The sequence below is a fragment of the Mesorhizobium sp. B2-3-13 genome (assembly GCF_006442195.1).
GTDB classification, from domain to species: Bacteria; Pseudomonadota; Alphaproteobacteria; order Rhizobiales; family Rhizobiaceae; genus Mesorhizobium; species Mesorhizobium salmacidum.
Genome location: NZ_VFVQ01000015.1, coordinates 74,680 through 97,630 on the forward strand (window position 1 = coordinate 74,680; position 22,951 = coordinate 97,630).

28 protein-coding genes are annotated in these 22,951 nt (G+C 63.5%); 12 read left to right on the forward strand and 16 right to left on the reverse strand.

The genetic code is table 11. From position 1 onward, the window contains the following. Positions 1–7 precede the first annotated feature (7 nt). The gene (locus FJ941_RS18785) at positions 8–970 is read right to left on the reverse strand and encodes an L-threonylcarbamoyladenylate synthase (protein ID WP_181169868.1); all 963 of its coding nucleotides are present in this window, start codon (positions 968–970) and stop codon (positions 8–10) included. A gap of 166 nt (positions 971–1,136) precedes the next feature. Here FJ941_RS18785 and FJ941_RS18790 point away from each other — a divergent pair, with 166 nt between their 5' ends. After that, positions 1,137–1,583: a hypothetical protein gene (locus FJ941_RS18790; protein ID WP_246673879.1), complete on the forward strand. Its 447-nt coding sequence runs from the start codon at positions 1,137–1,139 to the stop codon at positions 1,581–1,583. A 139-nt stretch (positions 1,584–1,722) separates the two neighbouring features. After that, on the forward strand, positions 1,723–2,109 hold the full coding sequence (locus tag FJ941_RS18795) for a hypothetical protein (protein ID WP_140507855.1): 387 nt from the start codon (positions 1,723–1,725) through the stop codon (positions 2,107–2,109). 78 nt (positions 2,110–2,187) lie between these two features. On the opposite strand, the gene FJ941_RS18800 is transcribed toward FJ941_RS18795, so the two are convergent. Together FJ941_RS18800 and glyS are read right to left on the reverse strand one after the other, a co-directional pair. Continuing rightward, the gene (locus FJ941_RS18800; protein WP_140507857.1) at positions 2,188–2,472 is read right to left on the reverse strand and encodes an ATPase; all 285 of its coding nucleotides are present in this window, start codon (positions 2,470–2,472) and stop codon (positions 2,188–2,190) included. Positions 2,473–2,648: 176 nt separating this feature from the next. Then, positions 2,649–5,045, reverse strand: coding sequence for a glycine--tRNA ligase subunit beta (glyS, locus tag FJ941_RS18805; protein ID WP_140507859.1), 2,397 nt, complete (start codon positions 5,043–5,045; stop codon positions 2,649–2,651). A 194-nt stretch (positions 5,046–5,239) separates the two neighbouring features. Between glyS and FJ941_RS29030 the strand changes: the two genes are divergently transcribed. Then, positions 5,240–5,416, forward strand: coding sequence for a hypothetical protein (locus FJ941_RS29030; RefSeq protein WP_181165842.1), 177 nt, complete (start codon positions 5,240–5,242; stop codon positions 5,414–5,416). 3 nt (positions 5,417–5,419) lie between these two features. Here the strand turns inward: FJ941_RS29030 and FJ941_RS18810 are convergent, their stop codons facing one another. Beyond that, positions 5,420–6,352, reverse strand: coding sequence for a glycine--tRNA ligase subunit alpha (locus tag FJ941_RS18810; protein WP_181169875.1), 933 nt, complete (start codon positions 6,350–6,352; stop codon positions 5,420–5,422). 210 nt (positions 6,353–6,562) lie between these two features. On the opposite strand from FJ941_RS18810, the gene FJ941_RS18815 reads away from it, so the two are divergent. Next, positions 6,563–7,024, forward strand: coding sequence for a GNAT family N-acetyltransferase (locus tag FJ941_RS18815; protein WP_140507863.1), 462 nt, complete (start codon positions 6,563–6,565; stop codon positions 7,022–7,024). A 98-nt stretch (positions 7,025–7,122) separates the two neighbouring features. Here FJ941_RS18815 and FJ941_RS18820 read toward each other — a convergent pair whose 3' ends face one another. From FJ941_RS18820 to FJ941_RS18840, 5 genes are all read right to left on the reverse strand, one after another. Continuing rightward, a complete protein-coding gene (locus tag FJ941_RS18820; protein ID WP_140507973.1) occupies positions 7,123–8,898 on the reverse strand; it encodes a tetratricopeptide repeat protein in 1,776 nt (591 codons plus the stop codon). 142 nt (positions 8,899–9,040) lie between these two features. Continuing rightward, on the reverse strand, positions 9,041–9,490 hold the full coding sequence (locus tag FJ941_RS18825) for a DUF1284 domain-containing protein (RefSeq protein WP_140507865.1): 450 nt from the start codon (positions 9,488–9,490) through the stop codon (positions 9,041–9,043). Then, positions 9,487–10,080 carry a biotin transporter BioY gene (locus tag FJ941_RS18830; RefSeq protein ID WP_140507867.1) on the reverse strand — a complete coding sequence of 198 codons (594 nt, stop codon included), beginning with the start codon at positions 10,078–10,080 and terminating at the stop codon, positions 9,487–9,489. The genes FJ941_RS18825 and FJ941_RS18830 overlap by 4 nt, the downstream gene beginning before the upstream one ends. Positions 10,081–10,186: 106 nt before the next feature. Further along, entirely contained in the window at positions 10,187–10,855 is a 669-nt protein-coding gene (locus tag FJ941_RS18835) for a GntR family transcriptional regulator (RefSeq protein WP_140507868.1), read from the reverse strand. 107 nt (positions 10,856–10,962) lie between these two features. Continuing rightward, positions 10,963–11,979: a polyprenyl synthetase family protein gene (locus tag FJ941_RS18840; RefSeq protein WP_140507870.1), complete on the reverse strand. Its 1,017-nt coding sequence runs from the start codon at positions 11,977–11,979 to the stop codon at positions 10,963–10,965. Between the two features lie 188 nt (positions 11,980–12,167). Between FJ941_RS18840 and FJ941_RS18845 the strand changes: the two genes are divergently transcribed. From FJ941_RS18845 to moaB, 6 genes are all read left to right on the forward strand, one after another. Further along, positions 12,168–12,392: a DUF2007 domain-containing protein gene (locus tag FJ941_RS18845; RefSeq protein ID WP_027142312.1), complete on the forward strand. Its 225-nt coding sequence runs from the start codon at positions 12,168–12,170 to the stop codon at positions 12,390–12,392. Then, a complete protein-coding gene (locus tag FJ941_RS18850; RefSeq protein WP_140507872.1) occupies positions 12,392–13,192 on the forward strand; it encodes a methyltransferase in 801 nt (266 codons plus the stop codon). The genes FJ941_RS18845 and FJ941_RS18850 overlap by 1 nt, the downstream gene beginning before the upstream one ends. Positions 13,193–13,269: 77 nt before the next feature. After that, complete coding sequence (locus tag FJ941_RS18855) at positions 13,270–14,133, forward strand: S49 family peptidase (RefSeq protein WP_140507976.1); 864 nt, start codon at positions 13,270–13,272, stop codon at positions 14,131–14,133. Between the two features lie 83 nt (positions 14,134–14,216). Continuing rightward, a complete protein-coding gene (locus FJ941_RS18860; RefSeq protein WP_027142309.1) occupies positions 14,217–14,402 on the forward strand; it encodes a membrane protein in 186 nt (61 codons plus the stop codon). A 26-nt stretch (positions 14,403–14,428) separates the two neighbouring features. Then, a complete protein-coding gene (locus FJ941_RS18865; RefSeq protein ID WP_140507873.1) occupies positions 14,429–15,316 on the forward strand; it encodes a 4-(cytidine 5'-diphospho)-2-C-methyl-D-erythritol kinase in 888 nt (295 codons plus the stop codon). Position 15,317: 1 nt separating this feature from the next. After that, positions 15,318–15,872, forward strand: coding sequence for a molybdenum cofactor biosynthesis protein B (gene moaB / locus FJ941_RS18870; protein ID WP_027142307.1), 555 nt, complete (start codon positions 15,318–15,320; stop codon positions 15,870–15,872). Between the two features lie 31 nt (positions 15,873–15,903). Here the strand turns inward: moaB and FJ941_RS18875 are convergent, their stop codons facing one another. Then, complete coding sequence (locus FJ941_RS18875) at positions 15,904–16,431, reverse strand: glycosyltransferase (protein ID WP_140507875.1); 528 nt, start codon at positions 16,429–16,431, stop codon at positions 15,904–15,906. A gap of 151 nt (positions 16,432–16,582) precedes the next feature. Between FJ941_RS18875 and FJ941_RS18880 the strand changes: the two genes are divergently transcribed. After that, complete coding sequence (locus FJ941_RS18880) at positions 16,583–17,737, forward strand: PA0069 family radical SAM protein (protein WP_140507979.1); 1,155 nt, start codon at positions 16,583–16,585, stop codon at positions 17,735–17,737. 152 nt (positions 17,738–17,889) lie between these two features. Beyond that, the gene (locus FJ941_RS18885) at positions 17,890–18,591 is read left to right on the forward strand and encodes a ribonuclease HII (RefSeq protein ID WP_140507877.1); all 702 of its coding nucleotides are present in this window, start codon (positions 17,890–17,892) and stop codon (positions 18,589–18,591) included. 118 nt (positions 18,592–18,709) lie between these two features. Here FJ941_RS18885 and FJ941_RS18890 read toward each other — a convergent pair whose 3' ends face one another. The 6 genes from FJ941_RS18890 to FJ941_RS18915 all read right to left on the reverse strand — a co-directional run bounded on the left by FJ941_RS18890 (position 18,710) and on the right by FJ941_RS18915 (position 22,840). After that, entirely contained in the window at positions 18,710–19,201 is a 492-nt protein-coding gene (locus FJ941_RS18890) for a F0F1 ATP synthase subunit B (RefSeq protein WP_140507879.1), read from the reverse strand. A gap of 10 nt (positions 19,202–19,211) precedes the next feature. Next, positions 19,212–19,811, reverse strand: a complete 600-nt coding sequence (locus FJ941_RS18895; protein ID WP_140507881.1) for a F0F1 ATP synthase subunit B — start codon at positions 19,809–19,811, stop codon at positions 19,212–19,214. Positions 19,812–19,873: 62 nt separating this feature from the next. Next, positions 19,874–20,098: a F0F1 ATP synthase subunit C gene (locus FJ941_RS18900; RefSeq protein ID WP_013896722.1), complete on the reverse strand. Its 225-nt coding sequence runs from the start codon at positions 20,096–20,098 to the stop codon at positions 19,874–19,876. A gap of 85 nt (positions 20,099–20,183) precedes the next feature. Further along, positions 20,184–20,942 (reverse strand): F0F1 ATP synthase subunit A, encoded by a 759-nt coding sequence (locus FJ941_RS18905; RefSeq protein ID WP_027142301.1) that lies wholly within the window; start codon positions 20,940–20,942, stop codon positions 20,184–20,186. Between the two features lie 57 nt (positions 20,943–20,999). Beyond that, complete coding sequence (locus FJ941_RS18910) at positions 21,000–21,401, reverse strand: AtpZ/AtpI family protein (RefSeq protein ID WP_027142300.1); 402 nt, start codon at positions 21,399–21,401, stop codon at positions 21,000–21,002. 257 nt (positions 21,402–21,658) lie between these two features. Further along, on the reverse strand, positions 21,659–22,840 hold the full coding sequence (locus FJ941_RS18915; RefSeq protein ID WP_140507882.1) for a cell wall hydrolase: 1,182 nt from the start codon (positions 22,838–22,840) through the stop codon (positions 21,659–21,661). Positions 22,841–22,951: the final 111 nt, after the last annotated feature.

A 22,951-nucleotide genomic window follows, 5' to 3' on the forward strand; every position in this document is an offset into this window, starting at 1 on the left:
TCGAGGGCTATGCATTGTCACGAGGAGCGGCGGCACGGGAGAGCCGGTCGTTTATAGCCTCGCCGAGGCCGTCAAAGGGAATCGGCTCGACCGCGATGGCGCGCGCGCCGCTGCGGTCGAGATCCTGCATGTAGGCGAAGAGATTGCTTGCCGCTTCACGCAGGTCGCCTGAAACCGACAGGTTGAGGAAAGCGGTTGCGCCGCGCCAGCCTTCCGCTCTCTGGCTGCCAAAGCCGAGCAGCGCTTCGCCGTCGCCGACCGCCCGCGCATTGAGCCGCACCGCGGCACCCGGCGCGTAGTGCGAGGCCAGCATGCCCGGCGCTTCGACGCCGGCAGCGCCGCCGCGCAGCAGGTCGATGCCGATGGCCGCCTCGATTTCCCCTGCGGCAATGCCACCGGGCCGAAGCAGGTGCAATCTCTCGCCTTCGGCCTTGACGATGGTCGATTCCAGCCCGACCGGTGTTGCGCCGCCATCGACCACCAGCTTGATGCGGGCGCCGAGGTCCGCCGCAACGGCTTGCGCCGTCGTCGCGCTGATCTTGCCGGATGAATTGGCGCTCGGTGCCGCAAGCGGTCGGCCAAGCCTGGCGATCAGGTCACCGCCAAAACCCCTCGGCATGCGCAAGGCGATCGTGTCGAGCCCGGCGGTGACCAGCGGATGAATGCCGTTGCCGGAGCGCTGCGGCAGCACCAGCGTCAGCGGACCCGGCCAGAAGGCAAGCGCGAGCTTCTTCGAAAGCGGATCGAACGAGGCAATGCGCTCGGCCATCGCCATGTCGGCGACATGGGCGATCAGCGGATTGAAACGCGGCCGCCCCTTGGCTTCGAAAATGCGCGCCACGCCAATGCCGTTGGTGGCGTCGCCGGCCAGCCCGTAGACGGTCTCGGTCGGAATGGCGACGACATCGCCGCCCTCAAGCAGCGCCAGCGCCGGTTCCATCGCTTCGCCGACGGCAAGTATTTCAGCCACTCTCGTCACCTCGCGGATGCCGGCTGCGTAGTACGACAGCGCCGCCGGGGCAAGCGGGCATTGGCAATTCATCAATTCCTAAAATGCTATGTTTCCATGAAAGCCGGTATCAATCGCCGGGCACTATCGTGCGGCTTCTGGGCAATGGGGAGCTATTTCAGTGTCTATGCGGATCTGGGGAACGCTTGCTATCAGTCTGGCTGCTACGGCTGGCGGGGCTCAGGCCTCGTCGCTGGTCTTTCCCAGCGCGCCTGCCTCGACGCCGTCCATCCTTGCGCTGAAGGCCGCCGACGGCAAGGCGAGCGACGTGATATCCGCCGTTGCGCTCGGCGAGCCTGACGTCACCGATGAAAAGGTGGCGGCAATCCCGGACAAGGCCGAGGCAAGGCACGCCTTCCCGCAGAGCCCGATGATCATTCGCGGCGGGGTCGTCGGCGGCGCCTTCTCGACACCAGTGCAGGCCAAAACCCCGGCAGCGGCAACCGCCCCCGCCACGGCGACCGCCTCGGCAGCCCCCGCGCCTGCAGTGCAAGGGAAAGCTGCGGCACCGGCGGCAGCCGCACCACGGCCGGCAGCCCGACAGCCCGCTTCGGGAGCCGGCAAGGTCAAATAGCGACCTCGCCAAACCGGGCAGTCAAATGCTCGGCTGCTTGACGGCGGTCTGGCGCGCTGCGCACCATTGTCAGGCAAATTTCGTCCGGCGTAGCGGCTTCGGCAGACGGGATTGCATTGTTCAAGGCAAGGGGTTGCTCATGAAAAAATCGAAGACCGTTACAGTGGCAGGGCTTCTGCTGGCGTCATTGCTTGGCGGCGCGGCTCATGCGGACGACATGCTGGGGTCCTATGTCGCGCGCATTTCCGATCGCGATCACCAGGCAAGCGACGGCTATGCGCTGGATGGCGCCGCGCAGATGGTGCGGCAGGACCGCGCCAACTGGCATAAATTCCATCGCCGCGACAGCGACGACGAGGGTGATGCCTGGTTCAGGACCAACGATCAACGCGCCGACCTGCAGCGCATGCTGGAGCGCCCCGGCGCGATGAATTCCTCGACCAAGCGCGCCATCGTCAACGGCGAGCCGCTGATCCAGGTCGACGTCTATGAAAACAGCGTGCGCGTCAGCATTCTGGAGAACTGATCAAATCAGTTTGAAAAGACAACAAAAAGGACGGCGCCAAAGCACCGCCCATTCCTCGAGAAAACCTGTCACCTGAAATCAGGCCGCTTCTTCCTTGTCGTCGTCTTCTTCGTCGGACTCGCCGTCGTCGGATTCTTCTTCGCCCTCGGCGTCGTCGCCTTCGGCCTTCACAGCGTCATCGGCGTCGTCTTCGTCAGACTCTTCGCCATCTTCGTCATCGCCATCCTCGTCTTCATCAGACAGATCCGCGGCTTCGACCATGGCTGCGGCGGCATGGTCGAGGGCGGTTTCGGAAGCGGATTCAATCGCCTCGGCGGGCGCCGAGATTTCTTCTGTCACTTCGATTTCGTGATCGGAATTCATGGAAGCCTCCGTTGGGTTGGGGAACATGCGCCTTTTGCCACGGTGAGGTCATCGTCATATGACTGTAAGCCGGCTCGAACGACCGGCTGGAAGATATTTTTCGTGGGCCTACAGCCGGGTTTATCCCTGCATGATCTTGTCCGAAAACCGATGCCCACTTTTCGGGATCATGTTTCTCAGCCGGCGATTTTCGAGAAATCGGCGACCTGGCCGGTAGCGGTCCGAATGCGGGCGAGCAGCGCAAGACGGTTGGCACGTACCGACAAGTCCTCATCATTCACGAGAACATGCTCGAAGAATGAATCAACGGGTTCACGCAACACGCTAAGCGCCAGCAGGGCAGCGGAAAAGTCTTGGTTTTGAATCGCTTCGCCGGCTTGCTTCTCGGCTTGATTCACCGCCGCAAACAGCGATTTCTCGGCATCTTGCCGGAACAACGCCGGCTCAACGGTTTCTGCGACGGCCGTTTTCTTCTTCTCCTCGGCGGCCAGAATATTGGCGGCACGCTTGGTGCCGGCGAGCAGGTTCCTGCCGTCCTCGGTGTCGAGGAATTTGCCAAGCGCCTCGACGCGGCGCACGATCTGCAGGAGGTCGTCGGATTGCGGCGTGATGACGGCATCGATGAGATCGTGCCGTGCGCCCTGGTCGCGGAGGTAGACTTTGAGGCGGTCGTGGAAGAACGACCGAAGATCGTCAAACAAAGACATGTTGGCCTGGTATTCAACGGCCGTGTATTTGCTGACGCATGCGTCCGCGATCTTGAGAGCATCCGCTTGCTGGAGAGGGGAAATCCGGTCGGCCTTCTCTGCAGCCTCTAAGAGCGTGTAGAGATGCAGGTATTCGTCTTTCCCCAGATGCGCCAAGATTTCGGTCTCAGCCAAGTGTTCCGCAGCAGCTTCGCGGGAAGACAACACGTCGGCGACAATTCGCCCACGTATCGCATCAGCCTCTTTTGATATTTCGAAATCGCGCTGTGCATAGAAGACGTCGGTAAGCTCAACGTTCAGAGAGTTCTCGACCAGAATCCTGATCACCCCCAGCGCCGCCCTTCTCAACGCAAAAGGATCTTTCGACCCCGTCGGCTTTTCGTCGATGGCCCAGAAGCCGACCAGCGTGTCCAGCTTGTCAGCGAGCGCGACGGCGACCGACACTGGATCGCTCGGCACATAATCGGACGGGCCCTGCGGCTTGTAGTGCTCTTCCGCCGCCGCTGCGACCGAAGCGTCCTCGCCTTGCAGCAGCGCGTATTTGCGGCCAATGGCGCCTTGCAATTCGGGAAACTCGCCGACCACTTCCGTGGTGAGATCAGCCTTAGCCAGGACAGCCGCACGACGCGCCAGCGCGGGATCGGCGCCGACGATCGGCGCCAATTCTTGCGCCAGCCGGGCAATCCGCTCCACCCGCTCGCCCTGCGTGCCGAGCTTGGCGTGGAAGGTGACATTGAGATGGTCGAGGCGAGCCATGCGCTGGTCGAGCGGCTTCTTCAGGTCGAGGCCGAGTTTTTCCGCAGACGCCCGGAGTTGCTCGAGATCAGGCAGATCGCCCTGGTCCGTCTTCCAGAAATAGAGCGCGTCGGACAGGCGGGCGCGCACCACCTTGCCGTTGCCGTGCGCGATTTCCTTGCCGCCGTCACTGGCTTCGATGTTGGCGGTGAGAATGAAACGGCTGGAGAGCGCCTCGCCTTCGCCCTGCGGCCGCGTCACAAAGCATTTCTGGTTGGCGCGGATGGTCAGCCGGATCACTTCCGCCGGAATGGCCAGGAAAGCCTCTTCGAACTCGCCCATCAGCACGACAGGCCATTCGACCAGCCCCGACACTTCTTCAAGCAGCCCCTCGTCCTCGACCAGGTCGAGCCCATTGGCGAAAGCGAGATTGCGGGCGTCGGCGAGGATGATCTCCTTGCGCCGGTCTGCATCGAGCACGACCTTGGCCGCCTCCAGCTTCGACACATAGTCGTCGAAGCGGCGCACGGTGATTTCGCCCGGCGCATGGAAGCGGTGGCCATAGGTGATGTTGCCCGAGCGAATGCCGTCGATCTCGAAATCGACCACGACCGGCTCCTCGGTCTCGGGGCCGAAGGTGCACAGGATCGATTGCAGCGGCCGCACCCAGCGCAGTGATCCGGGCTTGGCCGAGGCCGGCCCCCAGCGCATCGATTTCGGCCAGGGGAAAGTGCGGATGATATCTGGCACCAGACCGGCGATGATCTCTTCGGCCGCCCTGCCCGGCTTCGAAATGTGCGCGACATAGAAGTCGCCCTTCTTCGGGTCGGAATGGACATGCGCCTCGGTGATAGAAGATAACCCGGCCTTGCGCAGAAAACCCTGGACCGCCTGTTCAGGCGCCGATGTCGACGGCCCCTTGATATCCTCGTGAATATCCTTCGAGCGTGCGTTGAGGCCACGGATATCGAGGGTGAGGCGCCGCGGCGTCCAATACTCACGCGCCGCCTCGTAGGTCAGCCCCGCCTCGACCAGACCGTCGGCCAGCATCTTCCTCAGATCACCCGCCGCCTTGCGCTGCATGCGAGCGGGAATCTCTTCCGAGCGAAGTTCTAGAAGCAGGTCAGGCATGGTTGGGGCTCACGCGGCAAAATGGTCCGCGCGGGGCATAGCAACTCGGCTGGCCGCTGTCACCCTTTCCGGAAATTTTGACCCTCCTGTCGGGATGAGGCGATCCGGCCCGTCCTTGGATCAAAGATTTCCATGAACCCAACGCAGCGCTGAAGCGACCCACGCTCAGGCAGGGAACTATTGGCTGAACGATCATGAAAACGGCATCCAGACTTCTTCAGATCCTCGCGCTCAGCGCCTGCTTCGCCGCGCAGGCTCACGGCGCCTTCTCGATGCCGGGCGTGCGGCAGGCGCTGCGGACGATGGCTGGTCCGAGCGGCCAGATCCTGCCGCCGATCAACGCTTCCCTCGAAATGATCAACGGCGGTTGAGACTCAGGCCGCCAGGCCACCGGCTTGCGTCTTCAAGAACGCCTCGCCGCAGGCTTTCGCCAGATTGCGCACCCGCAGGATGTAACTCTGCCGTTCGGTGACCGAGATCACACCACGCGCGTCGAGCAGGTTGAAGACATGGCTCGCCTTGATGCACTGGTCGTAGGCCGGGAAGACCATCTCGTGCATCGGCAGATTGTCGTTTAAGGCCGGCGCGCCGGCCTCGAGCAGCGCCTTGCACTCGGCCTCGGCGTCTTCGAAATGCCTGAGCAGCATCGCCGTGTTGGCGTATTCGAAATTGTGGCGCGAATATTCCTGCTCGGCCTGCAGGAACACATCGCCATAGGTGACCTTGTCGGCGCCCTCGCGGCCGTTGAAGTTGAGGTCGTAGACATTGTCGACGCCCTGCACATACATGGCCAGGCGCTCCAGGCCGTAGGTGAGTTCGCCCGCGACCGGCGCGCATTCGATGCCGCAGACCTGCTGGAAGTAGGTGAACTGCGACACTTCCATGCCGTCACACCAGCATTCCCAGCCAAGCCCCCAGGCGCCCAACGTCGGGCTTTCCCAGTCGTCCTCGACGAAGCGGATGTCGTGCAGCAACGGGTCGACGCCGATCGCCGCAAGCGAGCCGAGGTAAAGCTCCTGCAGGTTCGGCGGGTTGGGCTTCAGGATCACCTGGTACTGATAGTAATGCTGCAGCCGGTTGGGGTTCTCGCCGTAGCGGCCGTCCTTCGGACGTCGCGATGGTTGGACATAGGCGGCGTTCCAGCGCCTGGGCCCGAGCGCGCGCAGCGTCGTTGCGGGATGAAACGTGCCGGCCCCGACCTCCATGTCATAGGGCTGCAGGATAACGCAGCCATAAGCCGCCCAGTAATTGTGCAAGGTCAGGATCAGCCCCTGGAAAGAGCGGCTGGGATGCATATGGGCTGACATTTCAATCGTCACGGTGGCCTCGGCGACACAGGCTAGCTTGCGGCCACGTCCTAGAGACACGGCGGCGAAGCGTCAAGCAAGGCGCGTCCGATGCCGGCCGTCGTGAGCATGCCGGGCGATGTTGAAAACTTTGCGTGCGACTGGCCCATTGCTCGCCGCCACGCTCCGCGATCCAACAAAGCGTCCGCTTCAAGCACAGCAGGTTCAGCCATGTCCAACCCGATCACCATCCGCCCCGTCACGCGCCAGGATTTCGACCGATGGATGCCGCTGTGGGACGGCTACAATGCGTTCTATGGCCGTTCGGGCGAGACGGCGCTGGCAAGCGACGTCACCGCGATGACATGGTCGCGCTTCTTCGACGCCTACGAGCCGGTCCATGCGCTGGTCGCCGAGAGCGGGGGCCAGCTTCTTGGCCTCGTCCATTACCTGTTCCACCGCAGCACCACGGCGATCGCGCCGAACTGCTATCTGCAGGACCTTTTCACCAACGAGGGCTCGCGCGGCAAAGGCATCGGCCGGGCGCTGATCGAAGGCGTCTACGAGCGCGCCCAGGCGGCCGGTTCCGGCCGGGTATATTGGCTGACGCATGAAACCAATCACACGGCAATGAAGCTCTATGACACGGTCGGCGAACGCTCGGGCTTCGTCGTCTATCGTAAGATGTTCTGAGGACGTTTCCGGCGCGCCGGCAGGCATTTTTGAGCGGAACGGATATCAACGAAAACGGGGCCCTGAGAGCCCCGTTCGCATTCCAAAAAAGGCGATTTTCAGCCCTTGGGGGCCGGAACCGGCTCCGGCTTGACCTTCGGGGTCTCCTGCGCCGTGTTGGATTCGATCGGCGGCAGGCCCTTCATCAGCTTCTGCTGCAGGGTGGCCAGCACATCGGGATCGGGCTTCAGGTCGCGGGCCTGGTTCCACTGGAAGGTGGCTTCCAGCTTGCGGCCGACGCGCCAATAGGCGTCGCCGAGATGGTCGTTCAGAACCGGATCTTCCGGCTTCAGCGCGACCGCGCGTTCCATCTCGCGCACGGCGTCATCGAAGCGGCCGAGGCGGAAATAGGCCCAACCCAGGGAATCGACGATGTAGCCGTCGCTAGGCCTGAGATCGACGGCCTTCTGGATCATCTCCAGGCCTTCCTTCAGGTTGGTGTTCATGTCGACCCAGGAATAGCCGAGATAGTTCAGCACCTGCGGCTGATCCGGCTGCAATTCCAGCGCCTTGCGGAAATTCGGCTCGGCCTTCGGCCATTCCTTCAGCCGCTCATAGGCGATACCGCGCTGATAGAAGATGTTCCAGTTGGCGGCGGTTGGCGTCTTCAGCGCCTCGACGGCCTTGTCGTAGAGATTTGCGGCGGAGCGGAAATCATCCTTCGAGGAGTAGACTCCGCCAAGCGCCAGATAGGCGCGCATGTCATTGGGATGGGCTTCGACGAAGGCCTTCAGATGCGTGATCGCCTCGTCATGGCGGTCGAGGTCGGCAAGATTGAGGCCAAGCTGCAGGTCCGAAATCTCCTTCAGCGGCGAAGAGTCCGGGATGCGCCGATAGAGCGCGATGGCGCCTTCCCCGTCCTTCAGCTGTTCGGCGACGGCGGCGAGCTGCACGAGGGCCGCGTCACTGTCGGGCTTCAGGGCTAAGGCATATTGCAGATAGAGGCGCACGAATGGCTCGCCGCCGCCACGGTTGAGCGCGGTGGCAAGATCGAGCAGAATTTCGGAAGCACCGTCGGACGGACCGGAAACGAAGGGCGCAATCTTCTCGCCCTTGCTGATCCTGTCACGCAAGGCGACGATTTCCAGCTTGCCCGGCGAGAACGCTTCTGCCTGGTCGAGCACCGAGATCGCCTTGGCCTTGTCACCCTTGCGGGCCAGGAACGATGCATAGGCCTGCGCGTTGCGCATCCAGGTTTCAGGCGCCGCACCGCCGGCCGTGGTATCCTGCATCGTCGCCGCGTAGATCGCCTCGGCCTTTTCGGGCATACCAGACGCATCGGCGATCAGGGCGCGGTGGAAGGATTTGAACAGGCCGAACCAGTCCGGCCCCTGCAACTTGTCGATCGAAGCCATCGCTTCGCTGGCCTGACCGGCACCTTGTTCGGCCCAGCCGGACATGACGCCGGAAATCAGCCGGTCGAGGTCGGATTCCAGCGACAGCTTGAGCCAGTACTGCGCCTTGGTGAAATCCTTCTTGTGGAAGGAATCGACGGCCAGCGCCAGGCGCGAGAAGCGCTCCACATCGGGCACTTCCTTGAGCTTGTCGGCATAGACCAGCGATTCGTCGAAGCGGCCTTGCGCGATCAACGACAGCATCAGGCTCTGCTGCAGTGCGGTGTCGCTCGGATTGAAGGCCAAGGCCTGCTTGTAGTACGCGATAGCGCTGTCGAGGTCGTTGTCGCCCTCGGCGATCCGGGCAGCCAGATAAGCGCCCGAGAACGACGAGATCTTGACCGGTTCGGTGGATTGCTTGGCATAGGCCGGCAAAGCCGAGATCGCCATGCCCGTCACAATTGCCAGCCTTGTCAGCCAGCGCGCACGTCCTTGCTGCATCATATCCCTTTCAGCCAGGCGCCATCTCCGCGTCAGCGGGATCGACCCAGACTCGATCTTCCAGGCAAAGCATGGCCTTTTTGGGGTCGCGCTTCAATCCGCCCGAAATTCACAATCGGGTCACCCGATTAACAAACCATGGCTAAAAGGGACAGTTTTGCGTCTTAACGGGCCGTTGCAACCGCGTATCGCGATAGCCGCCACTTGCCACCGTGCCGCACAGCCCGCTCCATTCGCAGCCCCCGCATGCCTTGCGCACGTGGCCGGCCGAAAACGCTAGCCGCAGCCGCATCAGGGTCGCGGCATCGAGATCGAGGCGGACGCCGTCCCGGATCGGCCGAGCCAGCAGCGCTTCCACGTCATCGCCGGCCTGCCGGTCCCGCCCCGCCGCGCTGTCGCGCAAGCAGTGCGGTTCCGGCTCGCCAAGCAACGGGGCGCAGATGTCGTCCGGGCCGGAGACGAGGAGGATGTCCTCGCCCCGGCTCAGGCGCTCCGCGATCCCGTCATAATTGGCGGTGAAGGCGGGGCTGTATCCCTTGCCCACATAGGTGAGCAGGCAAAGGAGATGATGGGCGCGAAGCCTGATCGTCACGGCTTCGGCAAGTTCATCTTGCCGCGCGGGAGCGCCATCAGTGTCGCGGCGCCAAGCGCCGACTTCAGCAACCCGCCGACGATGAACGGAACGAAGCCGAAGGTGATGGCCTTCTCGGCGCCGATCATGACGGCAAGCCAGGCCGTACCGAGAGCCAGGCAGGCGACGTTGCCGAGCAGCATGGCGGCGAAGGCAAGCAAAACCCTGTTGCCGTTCCAGCCGCGTTCGGCCAACCAGCCGACCAGCGCGCCGGTGATGGGAAAGGCAAAGAGATAGCCGCCCGTCGGGCCGACGAAATGCTGTATGCCGGCAGCGCCGCCGGCCAGGACCGGGAAGCCGACAGCACCTTCGACCAGCCAAGCGGCGATCGTCACCGCGCCAAGTCGCCAGCCATAGAGCGCGCCGATCAGCGTTGCCGCGAAGGTCTGCATGGTCACGGGAACAGGCACCATCGGCACCTCGATGTAGGAGGAGAGCGCAAGGAAGAGCGTGCCGAGCACGACGGCGCCGGCCTGCCAGCCGAGCGATCGCTGCTGGAGGCGCAGCGGGCTGAAGGACGGTCTGGCGGACGAGAATGCAAGGTGGGTCATAGGCTTCCCTTTGGTCAATCCAAAATTATAGATAATTTATGCTTTCGATCTATTATCGAATCCACATTTTTGGACTGATAGCAAGCCCGGGCTCGGGAAAAGGACCCTAACCCACGATCGCGAAGGCTTCGCGCGTGGCGCCGGACGCTGTCCTGACCGGCTTGCGGCCAATCCATTGGACATGCCGTCCCAGTGTTGCCGCGGCCGATTCGGTATTTCCCTGCCGCAAGGCGCTGAGGATCGCCCGGTGGTCCTGATCGGTGCGCGTCTCCCACTCCGAGCGCCATGCCGCGAACAGGAAGCGCGCGCTTGCCGCGTGCAGGTCGTCGATGGTGGCAAGCAGGCGCGGCATGCCGCATGGCGCCAGGATCAGCCGGTGAAAGGCGCGATTGGCCTCCTCCCACGACCTGACATCGCGGGATTTGTCGCCGGCCTTGGTCGCCTCCTCGGCCTGGTCGAGAATGGCCGAGGTCAGATGCGGCGCGGCGTGGCGCAGTGCCAGCACTTCGAGCGCCGCCCGCATTTCGGCGACCTCCTTGACCTCACCCAGATCGAAGGCCGCCACGCGCACGCCACGGCGCGGCTCGCTAACGGCGAGCCCCTGCGCCTCGAGGCGGCGGAAGGCCTCGCGCACGGGAACATGGCTGGTGTTGAATTCCTCGGCGACATGATCCTGCCGCAGCCTCGCCCCCGGCTCGATCGCGCCGGAAATGATGCGATCCGCCAATACCTTGCTGATGCGCACCGCTATGGTGTCGTCCGTGCCCTTTGCCATGATTTATAGATAATTTGCGGCAAGGCGGCTTGTCGAGACGGCAGGTCGAATTCACAGGCGTCTTTTCACTGGCGCAGCCCCGGGAAGCCCAGCGAAAGCCGGTCGCCTCAGTTCACCCGGCTGATGCAGAAATCGATGACGTCGATCAGCGCCGATTTCTGCGGCGTCTCTTCCAGAGGCGCCAAGGCGTCGCGGGCGATCTCGCCGAAATGGCGGGCGCGCCCGATCGTGTCGGCAATGGCGCCGTGGCGGGTCATCAGGCCGATCGCCTTTTCCAGCCCGGCGTCGTCGACCACATTGTCCTCGATGGCACGCTTCCAGAAGGTGCGTTCGGCCTTGCTGCCGCGCCGGTAGGCGAGGATGACCGGCAAGGTCACCTTGCCCTCGCGGAAATCGTCGCCGACATTCTTGCCGAGATCCTTGCTGGTGCCGCCATAGTCCAGCGCATCGTCGATGAGCTGGAAGGCAAGACCGAGATTCATTCCGTAGGAGCGCAGCGCAGCGCGATCGTTGCGGGTCGCCTGGGCGATAACCGGGCCAACCTCGGCGGCGGCCGAAAACAGCGCTGCGGTCTTCGCCTTGATGACGGCGAAGTGCTCGTCCTCGGTGGTTTCGAGGTTCTTGGCGGCGGCAAGCTGCATGACCTCGCCTTCGGCGATGATCGAGGCGGCGCTCGACAGGATGTCGAGCGCTTCGAGCGAGCCGACATCGACCATCATGCGGAAGGCCTGGCCGAGCAGGAAGTCACCGACCAGCACACTGGCCTGGTTGCCCCAGATCATGCGGGCGGTCTTCTTGCCGCGCCGCATGCCGCTTTCATCGACAACGTCGTCATGCAGAAGCGTGGCCGTATGCATGAACTCGACCGAAGTGGCGAGCTTGACGTGGCCCTCGCCGGCATAGCCGAACATCTGCGCCGCAGCCAGCGTCAGCATTGGCCTGAGCCGCTTGCCGCCGGACGAGATCAGATGGTTGGCGACTTCGGGAATCATCTCGACGTCGGAGCCGGCCTTGGACAGGATCAGTTTGTTGACGCGCCCCATATCGGCCGCCGTCAGATCGATCAAATCCTGGATGGAGGCGGGCTCCCGCTTCCCGTTTTCGATGTTGAGAACGACACCCACGACAATCACTCCCGTCTTGGTATAACGCGTGCGACGGCACCCTTAGTCCCGGCACGGACTCTAGGGCGGCGGGCACGGCCACGGCAAGTGGCGAATTGGCGCGGCGGCGGCGACAACCTGTCAACGTCGGCAATGCGGGAGCGCGGCCGCACGTTTACATGCATGCTGCAACCTGCGAGTTTCTTGCGATGATAGAGCTAATCCGCACCAACGACGCCGTCATCATCTCGTTTGTCGAATCGCTGATGCGCGACGCCGGCATCGGCTGCTTCGTCGCCGACCAGAATATGAGCGTGCTCGACGGCTCGCTCGGCATCCTGCCGCGGCGCGTCATGGTCGACGCCGACCAGGCCGACGCAGCGCGACGCATCCTGACCGACGCCGGCATCGCCAACGAGATCCGCCAGAAATAATGTCCGCCGCGCCAGCCACCCTTGACACGGATATGCCGGCCCATACGGTCGATGCCTTCCACCGCGGCCGGTTCTGGCTCGTGCAGCCCAAGCATGGCGGCCATCGCGCCGGAATGGATGCGATGATGCTGGCCGCATCGGTGCCATCCTCGTTTGGCGGGCGGCTCGCCGATTTCGGGGCCGGCGTCGGTGCTGCCGGTCTGGCAGTGCTGTCGCGCTGTCCGGACGCCCAGGCTGTGCTGGTCGAACGCGCGCCTGAGATGGCTGCCTTCGCGGCGGCCACGCTTGCCCATCCCGGCAATGCGCATCTCAGCGATCGCGCGGCCGTGCTTGTCGCCGATGTCACCGTTTCGGGCCGGGCCCGGGCCGCCGCCGGCCTTGCCGACAATGATTTCGACTTCGTCATCATGAATCCGCCTTTCAACGCCGCACGGGACCGCGCCACATCGGACCGCCTGCGAAAAGAGGCCCATGTCATGGAGGATGGCCTGTTCGAAAACTGGATCCGCAGTGCGGCAGCGGTTGTCAGGCCGCGCGGCGGGCTTGCCGTGATCGCCCGCCCCGAACAGCTCGGCTCCATTCTCGACGCGATTTCAGGCCGCTTCGGTGAAGCCGAGATGCTCGCCGTGCACCCTCGCCCCGACGCGGCGGCGATCCGCATTATCGTGCGGGCGGCGCTTGGGGCGCGGGGAAAGCTCGCCATCCGTCCGCCCCTGATGCTTCACGCGCGATCGGGCAACGGCCCCGACGAGCGCAGCGAAATGATAACCAACGGGCTCGCCTCGCTGTTCGGAGACTGAGCTGTTCGCGGCCTGAACATTGCCGTTGGCCGGGAAATCACTACATGCCTGCAACCATCGCCGGAGACCACTTCATCGTGAAACGTCTTTTCAACCGTCTGCTGCCGAAGTCGTGGCGCTCCACCGTCGACACCATTCCGGTCATCCGGCTGCACGGCACCATAATGGCCGGCGGCGGTCCGTTCCGGCCGAGCCTGTCGCTTGCCTCCACCGCTGGGCTGATCGAAAAGGCGTTTTCCTTCGACGCGCCGGCAGTCGCGATCTCGATCAACTCCCCCGGCGGCTCCCCGGTGCAGTCGCGGCTGATCTTCAAGCGAATTCGTGACCTTGCGGTCGAGAAGAACAAAAAGGTGCTTGTCTTCGTCGAGGATGTCGCGGCGTCTGGCGGCTACATGATCGCTGTCGCCGGCGACGAGGTCTTCGCCGACCCCTCCTCCATCGTCGGATCGATCGGCGTGGTGTCGGCCTCGTTCGGTTTTCCGGAACTGATGAAGAAGATCGGCATCGAGCGCCGTGTCCACACGGCCGGCCAGAACAAGGCAGTGCTCGATCCGTTCAAGCCCGAGAAAAAGGAAGACGTCGAGCGGCTGAAGGTGCTGCAGCTCGAAGTGCACGAGACCTTCATCGATCTGGTCAAGGAGCGGCGCGGCACGAAGCTGGCGGACGATCCGGAGCTGTTCACCGGACTGTTCTGGACCGGCAAGAGAGGCTTGGAACTCGGCCTCGTCGATGCGCTCGGCGACATGCGCACGGTACTGAAGACCCGCTTCGGGCCGAAGACCCAGCTCAAGCTGATAACGGCGCCGCGCGGTCTGTTCGGCCGCTTCGGCCTGTTCGGCTCGAGCAAGGGCTTTTCAGCGCCCGATATCGCCGCGGCAGCGGCCAGCGGCGTCATTGATGCGGCGGAAGAGCGCGCATTGTGGGCGCGCTTCGGGCTTTGAAAAAGCCGTGAAAGCGTCTAGCATGGTTGCCCGAAAGACCCGACCGGCCGCCCTTACCGGCCCAGCGTGGTAGGAGTTTTGACATGCCGCAACTTATTTTCTTCGCCGTCGTCGGCATTGCCGCCTATTTCGGCTACCGCACCTTCCTGCGCGAGGCTGAGCGCGTGACGGCCAAGGTACGGCGGACCGAAAAGCAGGCAGCCAACGGCGCGATGGGAACGCTGGTCAAGGATCCGAAGACCGGCGAATACCGGCTGGCCAAGGACTGACCCTCATTTCACTCGCAATCGAGACTGTGGAGTCCGGTCCGCATGTCCGGACATGGGCAGCACCCGCCAAGATAAACCTTGCCCTGCACGTCACCGGCAGGCGCCCCGACGGCTATCATCTCATCGAAAGCCTGGCTGTGTTCACGCGCTTTGGCGACAGGATCGAGATCGCGCCGGCTGAAGGCGACGACTTCGCCGTATCCGGCCGCTACGCGCCGGACGTTCCGCCCGATGGCGACAATCTGGTGCTCAAGGCACGCGACGCGCTACGGCAGGCCACCGGTCTTCGGAGCACGCCGCCCGTGATCATCAGGCTCGAAAAGAACCTTCCAGTCGCGTCCGGCGTGGGCGGAGGGTCGAGCGACGCGGCGGCCGTGCTGCGCGGGCTGGCCGACAGCTGGGGGCTGGACATCGATAGCGCCGAGCTGGCGCGGATCGGTCTCTCGCTTGGCGCCGATGTGCCGATGTGCCTGGCGGCAAAGCCGCTGGTGGCGCGCGGCATCGGTGAGGAGCTGTCGATGCTGCCGGATTTTTCGGCGCTGGGTCTGGTGCTGGTCAATCCGGGCACGCCGGTCTCGACGGCGGAAATCTTCGCAGCACTGTCCCGGCGCGACAATGAGCCACTGCCGCCGCTGCCGCGAAGCATCGAGTTTCACAGCCTGCGCAACTGGCTGGAGATCACCCGCAACGATCTCGAACCTGCGGCCCTTGCGATGCGGCCCGCCATAGGCAGGGCGCTTTCATGGCTTGATAAGGCCGGATCGGGTTTTTCACGAATGTCCGGATCTGGCGCGACATGCTTCGGCCTGTTCGAGACCGGCAATGTCGCCAAGCGCGCGGCGGCCGAGATCCGCAGCCGCCAGCCCGACTGGTTCGTCGCGGCAACACGCAGCATTGCATCGGAGGCTGAGTGAGATGGCCAGGATTGACGAGAGCCGTGCCTTCATTCCGGTGCGCATCGCGGTGCTGACGGTTTCCGACACACGCAGCCTCGCCAACGACAAATCCGGCCAGACGCTGGCCGATCGCATCACCGAGGCCGGCCACATCCTGGCCGGCCGGGATATCGTCACCGACGACCGCGAAAAAATCCGTGACACCGTTCTGGCGTGGTCGCGGGACAAGGCCATCGACGTCGTGATCACCACCGGTGGAACCGGTTTCACCGGCCGCGATGTGACACCCGAGGCGCTGGAGCCGATTTTCGAAAAGCGCATGGATGGCTTTTCGGAAGTTTTCCACCGCATCTCCTACGACAAGATCGGCACCTCGACGATCCAGAGCCGGGCGACCGGCGGCGTCGTCAACGCCACTTTCGTCTTCGTGCTGCCGGGCTCGCCCGGCGCCTGCAAGGATGCCTGGGACGGCATCCTCAAGGCACAGCTCGACTACCGGCACATGCCCTGCAACTTCGTCGAGATCATGCCGCGCCTGGACGAACATCTGCGGCGCGGCAAATCGGCCCCTTAAAAAGCAACGCCACGCAGAGCAGCTGCAAAAATCAACTGGGAGAGCGCTGCGCCTGCCTCGGTGGCGCCACCCAGATCTCGGCGTCGAGCTTCTTAGTCGCCAGACCGCGCGCCAACGCCTCGGCGCTGCCGGCAGTCTTGGACAGAGATGCCGCCTGCCGCTTGCTGATCACCAGTCCGTCGGCGAGAGCACGGTTTGCGGAAAAGACCCTAGCCAGGAACGGCGTACGGCTGCCCCGCGCCCGCGCGAACCGGGCGGCCATGGTCTGCCTGGCCGTATGGGCGACGACCGCGTCGATCCAGCCCTCTACCAGCCTCGCACCCGGTTCGAGAAACAGCAGCCAGTCACCCTTGGCCTGGCGGATGCCGGCGGCGATGCCGCCGCTCCCCACATAGTGGCAGCCGGCATGCTCGGCGACACGATGCGTGTGGTCGGTGGAGCCGGTGTCGCAGACGACGACCTCTCGCACCACGCCCTCGACCGCGCCGCCAATCAGCGTCGCCAGCGTGCGGGCGAGACCCTCCTCGTCATTATGCGTTTCGATGAGAACACTGAGCATCGTGAGCCGAATAGCGGAAACCACTGACCGACGCCAGTTTTTGCATCGCGCCATAGAAAAGTTCTTGATTTGTTCTCATCAATAAAATAGGAATAATTTCATGAGCAGAGCGATTCGACACAACATGGACAGTCCCTGGGAGCGGGCGAAGATGGAACCGATCATGCGCGCCGATATTGCGGCCTTCGGAGCAGGACGAGCCGAGATGGCCAACGCGATGATCGAGCAGAGTGGCATGCGGGTCCGTCCGGACCGCAACCGTGGCCGATCGGCGGGCATCAATCCGTCTGGCCGGTTCGAACCTGTCAGCCGGCATGTCTTCGACGATGGGTGGAGTTCGCTGGAGGAGTTGCCCCCGTTCAAGACCGAGGTGCAGGTGGAGAAGCCGCGCACCATCATCACCCGCAACGAATCGCCCGACATCTCCTTCGACCGGTCGATCAATCCCTATCGCGGTTGCGAGCACGGTTGCGTCTATTGCTTCGCGCGGCCGACGCACTCGTTCATGGGCCTGTCGCCGGGCCTGGATTTCGAATCCAAGCTGTTCGCCAAGCCGGATGCGGCACGCCTGCTCGACAAGGAGTTGTCGAAGGATGGCTACCAGCCGCGCACCATCGCCATCGGCACCAACACCGATCCCTACCAGCCGATCGAGAAGCAGTACCGGATCATGCGCGAAATCCTCGAAGTGCTGGAGGCACGCGGTCATCCGGTCGGCATCGTCACCAAGTCAGCCCTGGTGGTGCGCGACATCGACATTCTGTCGCGCATGGCCGAGCGCGGGCTCGCCAAGGTGGCGCTGTCGGTGACGACGCTTGACCGCATGCTGGCCAGGACGATGGAACCCCGCGCATCGACCCCGACCAAGCGGTTGGAAGCGATCAGGCAGCTTTCGGATGCCGGTATCCCGGCTTCGGTGATGGTGGCGCCGATCATTCCGGGCCTGAGCGACCAGGAGATGGAACGCATTCTCGACTCGGCACACCATGCCGGTGCGCGCGAGGCCGGCTATGTGGTGCTGCGCCTGCCGCTGGAGGTCAGCCCGATTTTCAAAGACTGGCTGCTGCGCCACTATCCCGACCGCTATCGCCACGTCATGTCGCTGATCCGTTCGATGCGCGACGGCAAGGACTACGATTCGGAGTGGGGCAAGCGCATGAAGGGCGCCGGACCTTATGCCTGGCAGATCGGCCGGCGCTTCGAGATCACCGCCAAGCGGCTCGGTCTCAATGCCGAACGGCGTACGCTGCGGACCGACCAGTTCGTCGCGGCCGGTAAGGACCAGGAGCAGTTGATGCTGCTCTGAAGCCGAAAAACAGCGCGGCTGTTCATTACCGCCGCGGCAAAAAAATCCGTCCGGCCTGCCCCGGCCTGCAGACGGTGCCCTCCCGGTCCGGCGCCCCACCCGACCCGGAGGGACTTGCGGAGAATCAGAGCCGATGCGAACCTCGCCGCAACATGGCTCGCGCGCGTTCTGATTCTCCGCTTCTCTTCGAAATCGTCGAGAAACCCGATTTCTCCTTCGAGACGAAGGCGATGGCCGATGGCATGTGGCCGGTCGCAGGGATGGACGAGGCCGGCCGTGGCCCGTTGGCCGGGCCGGTGGTCGCGGCGGCAGTGGTACTCGACCCCGCCAACATTCCCGAAGGGCTCGACGATTCCAAGCGGCTTAGCCACTCGCAGCGCGAAGCGCTGTTTCTGCGCATCATTGGCTCCGCGCTCGGCGTCTCGATGGCGTCGGTCAGCGCCGAAGGCATCGATGGCAGCAACATCCTCAAGGCGAGCCTCGAAGCGATGCGCCGCGCACTTGTCGGGCTGCCCATCCAGGCAAAGCTCGCGCTGGCGGATGGGCGCGACGTGCCGCCGGGACTGCCCTGCGAAGGGCGCGCGCTGATCAAGGGCGACCAGCGCTCGCAGTCGATCGCCGCGGCCTCGATCGTGGCCAAGGTCATGCGCGACCGCATGATGTGCCGCTGCGGCAATCATCACGATCGCTACGGCTTCGAAGTCCATATGGGCTACGCCACGGTCCGGCACCGTACGGCGATCGAGGCGCATGGCCCCGTCGCTCGGCTGCACCGCACCTCGTTTGCGCCGTTCCGGTTGGGCGGCGCCGAGGTGACGGAAGAAGAAGAAGAAAGCTTCGCCGGGCTGGAGTAAAACGACGGCAGCGGTGTCGGTCGATCTCCCCCGTTGCGGGGGAGATTGGCAGCGTTGGCGCACCGCATAGAAAAGCCGCCAGGTTGCCCGGGCGGCTCTTCAATATTGGTCGTTCAGCTCAGTTCAGCTTCGCCTTCACATCCTGCAGCGCGGACCTGAACAGGTCGGCTCCGACCTTAGAGTCGACCTTGGTGGCGAGCAATGCGCGTGCCGCCTCGACAGCGATGTCGACAGCGCTGGCACGCACTTCGCCGATCGCTTCGCGTTCGGCCTGGCCGATCTTCTGCTCGGCAAGCGCGGTGCGCCTGGCAACGTAATCCTCGGTCTTCTTGTGGGCATCGGCGGCCAGCAGATCTGCCTCGCGCTTTGCGGCCGCGACAATGTCGGCAGCTTCCTGCTCGGCTTCCTTGCGCTTCTTCTTGTACTGACCGAGCAGTTGCTGGGCTTCTTCGCGCAGCTTACGTGCCTCGTCGAGTTCACTGCTGATCCTGGCGGCGCGGGCGTCGAGCGCCTTGGCGATCAGGCGGGGCACCTTGATATAGACGGCGATGCCCAGGAAGATGATCAGGGCAATCGTGGCCCAGAGCGTTGCGAGAGATGTAGCGTCCATGATGCGCTCCTCACCGGGCCACGGATTTGACCGCGGCCGCGATCTCGGCCTTGCTGGTCTTGCCGCCAACCAGTGCCTCGACGATCGCCGAAGCGGTGTCCTCGGCGATGCTGCCGACTTCCTTCATGGCGTTGGCCTTGATGGAAGCAATGCGTGCCTCGGCCTCGCCAAGCTTGGCGTCGAGCGCGGCCTCGATCTTCTTGCGCGCGGTCTCGGCTTCCGCCTTGGCAGCATCGTTGGCCTGCTGGCCGATCGAGTTGGCGTTCTTCTTGGCTTCAGCCAGTTCCTGCTCGTAAGCGGCAACGGCGGCGTCTGCCTCGCCCTTCAACTTGGCTGCCTGGTCGAGATCCTGGCTGATGCGGTCGTTGCGGACGTCGATGATGCCCCCGACGCGCGGCATCACGACCCGCTTCAGGAAGAGGTAGAACAGCCCGAACGTGATCGCCAGCCACAGAAGCTGCGACGGAAACGTCTCCGGATTGAATGGCGGAAACGTGCCGTGCGCTTCGGCAGGCACGCTGGTGCCGGAATGCGTGTCGCCTCCGGTCGCAGCGTGGCTGGTGTCGGCTGATGGCGCGGACTCTTGCGCGAAGGCAGATGTCACGAACATGGACTATCCCCAGATATCAGGCCCGCCGCTAGCGCGGCTGGCCTGTCCAATCTTCTCAGTACTCAGCCGAACAGGGCCAGCAGCGCGATGAGAAGCGAGAAGATGCCCAGAGCTTCGGTCACGGCGAAGCCGAAAATCAGGCGGCCGAACTGGCCGTCGGCAGCCGACGGGTTGCGCAGCGCGCCCGAGAGGTAGCTGCCGAAGATGTTGCCCAGGCCAATGCCCGCGCCACCCATGCCCAGGCAAGCGATGCCGGCGCCGATGTACTTTGCTGCTTCTGCGTCCATTTGTTCAACTCCTTTGGATCTGAAAATTCCGTTGCGATTTCATCCGGCACCAATGTTGGAAACTCTTGGGCCGGAACTCTTGGCCTCAGTGCCCGGGATGCAGGGCGTCGTTGAGATACATGCAGGTCAACACGGCAAAGACGTAGGCCTGCAAGAAAGCGACCAGCAGTTCAAGCGCCGTCAGCGCCACCGCCATCGCCAACGGCAGGATCGAACCCGCCACACCGACCGCGCCCAGCGCGGAGAGGCTGACGACGAACCCAGAGAACACTTTGAGCGTGATGTGGCCGGCAAGCATGTTGGCGAACAGACGAACCGAGAGGCTGACCGGGCGCGACACGAAGGAGATGACCTCGATCAGCACCACCAGCGGCAGCAGGAACACCGGCACGCCATGCGGCACGAACAGCTTGAGGAAACCAAGACCATGCTTCATGAAGCCGTAGACCACCACGGTTCCGATCACCAGGGCCGCGAGGCCGAAGGTGACGATGATGTGGCTTGTGACAGTGAAGAAATAGGGAAACAGGCCGAGCAGATTGGCGACCAGCACGAACATGAACAGCGAGAACACGAAGGGGAAGAACTTCATGCCCTGCGTGCCGGCGGCGTCGCGCAGCATGTTGCCGACGAATTCGTAAGCCATTTCGGAGACCGACTGCAGTCGGCCTGGAACCAGGCTGCGGCTCGACGTCGTCAGGAACAGGAACGCCGCGGCAACGACGACGGTGGCGACCATGAACAGGGCGGAATTGGTGAAAGACAGGTCATAGCCGCCGATCTCGATCGGTATCAGCTTGTTGATATGGAACTGGTGGATCGGATCGACCTTGTCAGCTGCCACGTTCAAACCCCGTCAATGCCGCGTACGGCTAAATTACCATTGCCGCCTGAAGGGCGGTCATTTGCTGTCGTCCCGGTCATGGCGCGGCTTGGCACCTTGTCCGAATTCCGCCACAACGCCAGCCGAACGCATGACATTGAGCACGCCGGCGCCAAAACCAAGCAGCAGGAAAACGATCAGACCCCACGGCGATGTCCCCGCCATACGGTCGATGATCCAGCCGATGCCGGCGCCCACCACCACCCCGGCGATAAACTCGCTGGATAGTTTGATCGCCTGACCGTATCCGGTCACTGGTTTCGCGTCGTCTTTCCCCTCGAGCCGGTTCGGCAGCCTTGTCGCAAGCGATGCTCCAAGTTCACGCCGACGTCGCTCAAGATCGTCGTCGCGGATTTCGGGATCATGCTCTTTGCCACGGCCGGTTTCTCCGGTTCCGTCTGGCCCTTTTTTTTCGGCCATCGCAACCCCCCTGCCCGGGCAGACCGTCACCGTCCGTCCGCTTCTAAAGTCGCCGGCAACATAGTTAGAGGGTTTGCGCCCGTCAAGCCACGGACGGAACTTCCGAGCTGTGTATTTTAGACAATGAAATCAATGCACTAGCAAGGTGCGACATCGTGCCCGCGGCGATCAGGGGGATGCGCCGCGCGAATCCCCCAGACAATGGCTCTCCGATCGACCGTGCGACCGCGCGAAAAGAACGGCGGGCGGCGGGCCGCTCAACTCCAGCCGCCACCATAGGTCCGGTAAAAGATATGCAGGCCGATCCTGGTCATCTTCTGCATTGTGCGCGCCCAGCCGGGATGGACATAATTGGCATAGTAGTGGGTGGACGATCCTACTTCCGGAATGAAGATCTTGCCGGCGGTGACGGCCATGCCGATGTCCTGTGCGGTCTGGTAGGCGACAGGATTGTCGATGCGCTTCTTCCTACCGTCGCAAGCGAATGAAAACTGACAGCGGTTGAACCAGTTGTCGTTCTGGTAGACGACGCCGCAGATCGAATTGGGATAGGCGGGATTGCGGACCCGGTTGAGGATCACCTGGGCGACGGCGGCCTGGCCGCGCACGGCTTCGCCGCGTGCCTCGAAATAGATGCCGTTGGCCAGGCATTTCTGCTCCGGCTTGGAGAAGGCGCCGGCAGGAAGCGGATTCTGGATCCAGGCGTGGTCGCCCTTGGCCATCGGCGGAATGAAGCGGCCGCTGTTGGGCTGCTCGTCCTGAAGCAGGGCTTCAAAGGGCGAGGCCTTGGCATAGTCCGGCGCGGATTGCGCATAGGCGGTCGCCAGCACATCGGGATGGTCGTTGTTGACGAGGGCGGCAAGCATGGCCGGCACGCCGGGATCCGGCTTCCTGTCCTCACGCGCGTGGAAGGCCGCGGCGATCTGGATTTCCTTGCCTTTGATCTGAGGCTTGGCGAATGCCATTTTCAGGTCGCTGTCCATGCTCGGCCGCATCAGCGAGGAGGTCCGCTGGAAGATCGAGCCGGCATTGAAGTTCTTCGGCGGCGCTACGGGAGAGACCTGGACGATGCGGCCCTTCTTATCGGCGCGCACGACGCGATCCTCGTCGGGCGACCCGCTGACCTTGCCGCCCTTGCCGCGGAACGAAACGGAGCCGATTCCGGGAAGGCGAACGCCGGAACCCGAGATCGAGCCGGTGATGTCGGACTCGGCGAACGGCATCTCGGCCGCGTGGACCGAACCGGCGACGGATTTCTCGACATAGGAGTTCCAGCGCGCGGTCGGCGATTCAAGGCCGGAAACGAGGCTGGTCATGTCCTGGTAGGCGGCGACGGTCGGAAAGCCGATCCAGATACCGAGACCGATGATGAACGGAGACACAAGGCTGCGTTTCTCACCGGCGGCGGCCATCAGCCGCTTCAACACACGTCGATGCACGGAACTCTCTCCAGGAACGCAACTGACCCCACTGGAGAGCAAAATGATGCATTAACCTTGATGGGACGTTAACGGGATCGGTCGGGTTTTCCCGGTCGGTTCAAGGTCGTG

Coding starts and splice junctions, on each gene's coding strand:
- moaB (WP_027142307.1), top strand. CDS start 15,318: ATGGCCAGGATTGACGAGAGCCGTGCCTTCATTCCGGTGCGCATCGCG.
- FJ941_RS18850 (WP_140507872.1), top strand. CDS start 12,392: ATGTCCGCCGCGCCAGCCACCCTTGACACGGATATGCCGGCCCATACG.
- FJ941_RS18845 (WP_027142312.1), top strand. CDS start 12,168: ATGATAGAGCTAATCCGCACCAACGACGCCGTCATCATCTCGTTTGTC.
- glyS (WP_140507859.1), bottom strand. CDS start 5,045: ATGCCTGACCTGCTTCTAGAACTTCGCTCGGAAGAGATTCCCGCTCGC.
- FJ941_RS18875 (WP_140507875.1), bottom strand. CDS start 16,431: ATGCTCAGTGTTCTCATCGAAACGCATAATGACGAGGAGGGTCTCGCC.
- FJ941_RS18880 (WP_140507979.1), top strand. CDS start 16,583: ATGGAACCGATCATGCGCGCCGATATTGCGGCCTTCGGAGCAGGACGA.
- FJ941_RS18835 (WP_140507868.1), bottom strand. CDS start 10,855: ATGGCAAAGGGCACGGACGACACCATAGCGGTGCGCATCAGCAAGGTA.
- FJ941_RS18890 (WP_140507879.1), bottom strand. CDS start 19,201: ATGGACGCTACATCTCTCGCAACGCTCTGGGCCACGATTGCCCTGATC.
- FJ941_RS18885 (WP_140507877.1), top strand. CDS start 17,890: ATGGCTCGCGCGCGTTCTGATTCTCCGCTTCTCTTCGAAATCGTCGAG.
- FJ941_RS18810 (WP_181169875.1), bottom strand. CDS start 6,352: ATGTCAGCCCATATGCATCCCAGCCGCTCTTTCCAGGGGCTGATCCTG.
- FJ941_RS18815 (WP_140507863.1), top strand. CDS start 6,563: ATGTCCAACCCGATCACCATCCGCCCCGTCACGCGCCAGGATTTCGAC.
- FJ941_RS18910 (WP_027142300.1), bottom strand. CDS start 21,401: ATGGCCGAAAAAAAAGGGCCAGACGGAACCGGAGAAACCGGCCGTGGC.
- FJ941_RS18790 (WP_246673879.1), top strand. CDS start 1,137: ATGCGGATCTGGGGAACGCTTGCTATCAGTCTGGCTGCTACGGCTGGC.
- FJ941_RS18860 (WP_027142309.1), top strand. CDS start 14,217: ATGCCGCAACTTATTTTCTTCGCCGTCGTCGGCATTGCCGCCTATTTC.
- FJ941_RS18895 (WP_140507881.1), bottom strand. CDS start 19,811: ATGTTCGTGACATCTGCCTTCGCGCAAGAGTCCGCGCCATCAGCCGAC.
- FJ941_RS18830 (WP_140507867.1), bottom strand. CDS start 10,080: ATGACCCACCTTGCATTCTCGTCCGCCAGACCGTCCTTCAGCCCGCTG.
- FJ941_RS18900 (WP_013896722.1), bottom strand. CDS start 20,098: ATGGACGCAGAAGCAGCAAAGTACATCGGCGCCGGCATCGCTTGCCTG.
- FJ941_RS18800 (WP_140507857.1), bottom strand. CDS start 2,472: ATGAATTCCGATCACGAAATCGAAGTGACAGAAGAAATCTCGGCGCCC.
- FJ941_RS29030 (WP_181165842.1), top strand. CDS start 5,240: ATGAAAACGGCATCCAGACTTCTTCAGATCCTCGCGCTCAGCGCCTGC.
- FJ941_RS18820 (WP_140507973.1), bottom strand. CDS start 8,898: ATGCAGCAAGGACGTGCGCGCTGGCTGACAAGGCTGGCAATTGTGACG.
- FJ941_RS18795 (WP_140507855.1), top strand. CDS start 1,723: ATGAAAAAATCGAAGACCGTTACAGTGGCAGGGCTTCTGCTGGCGTCA.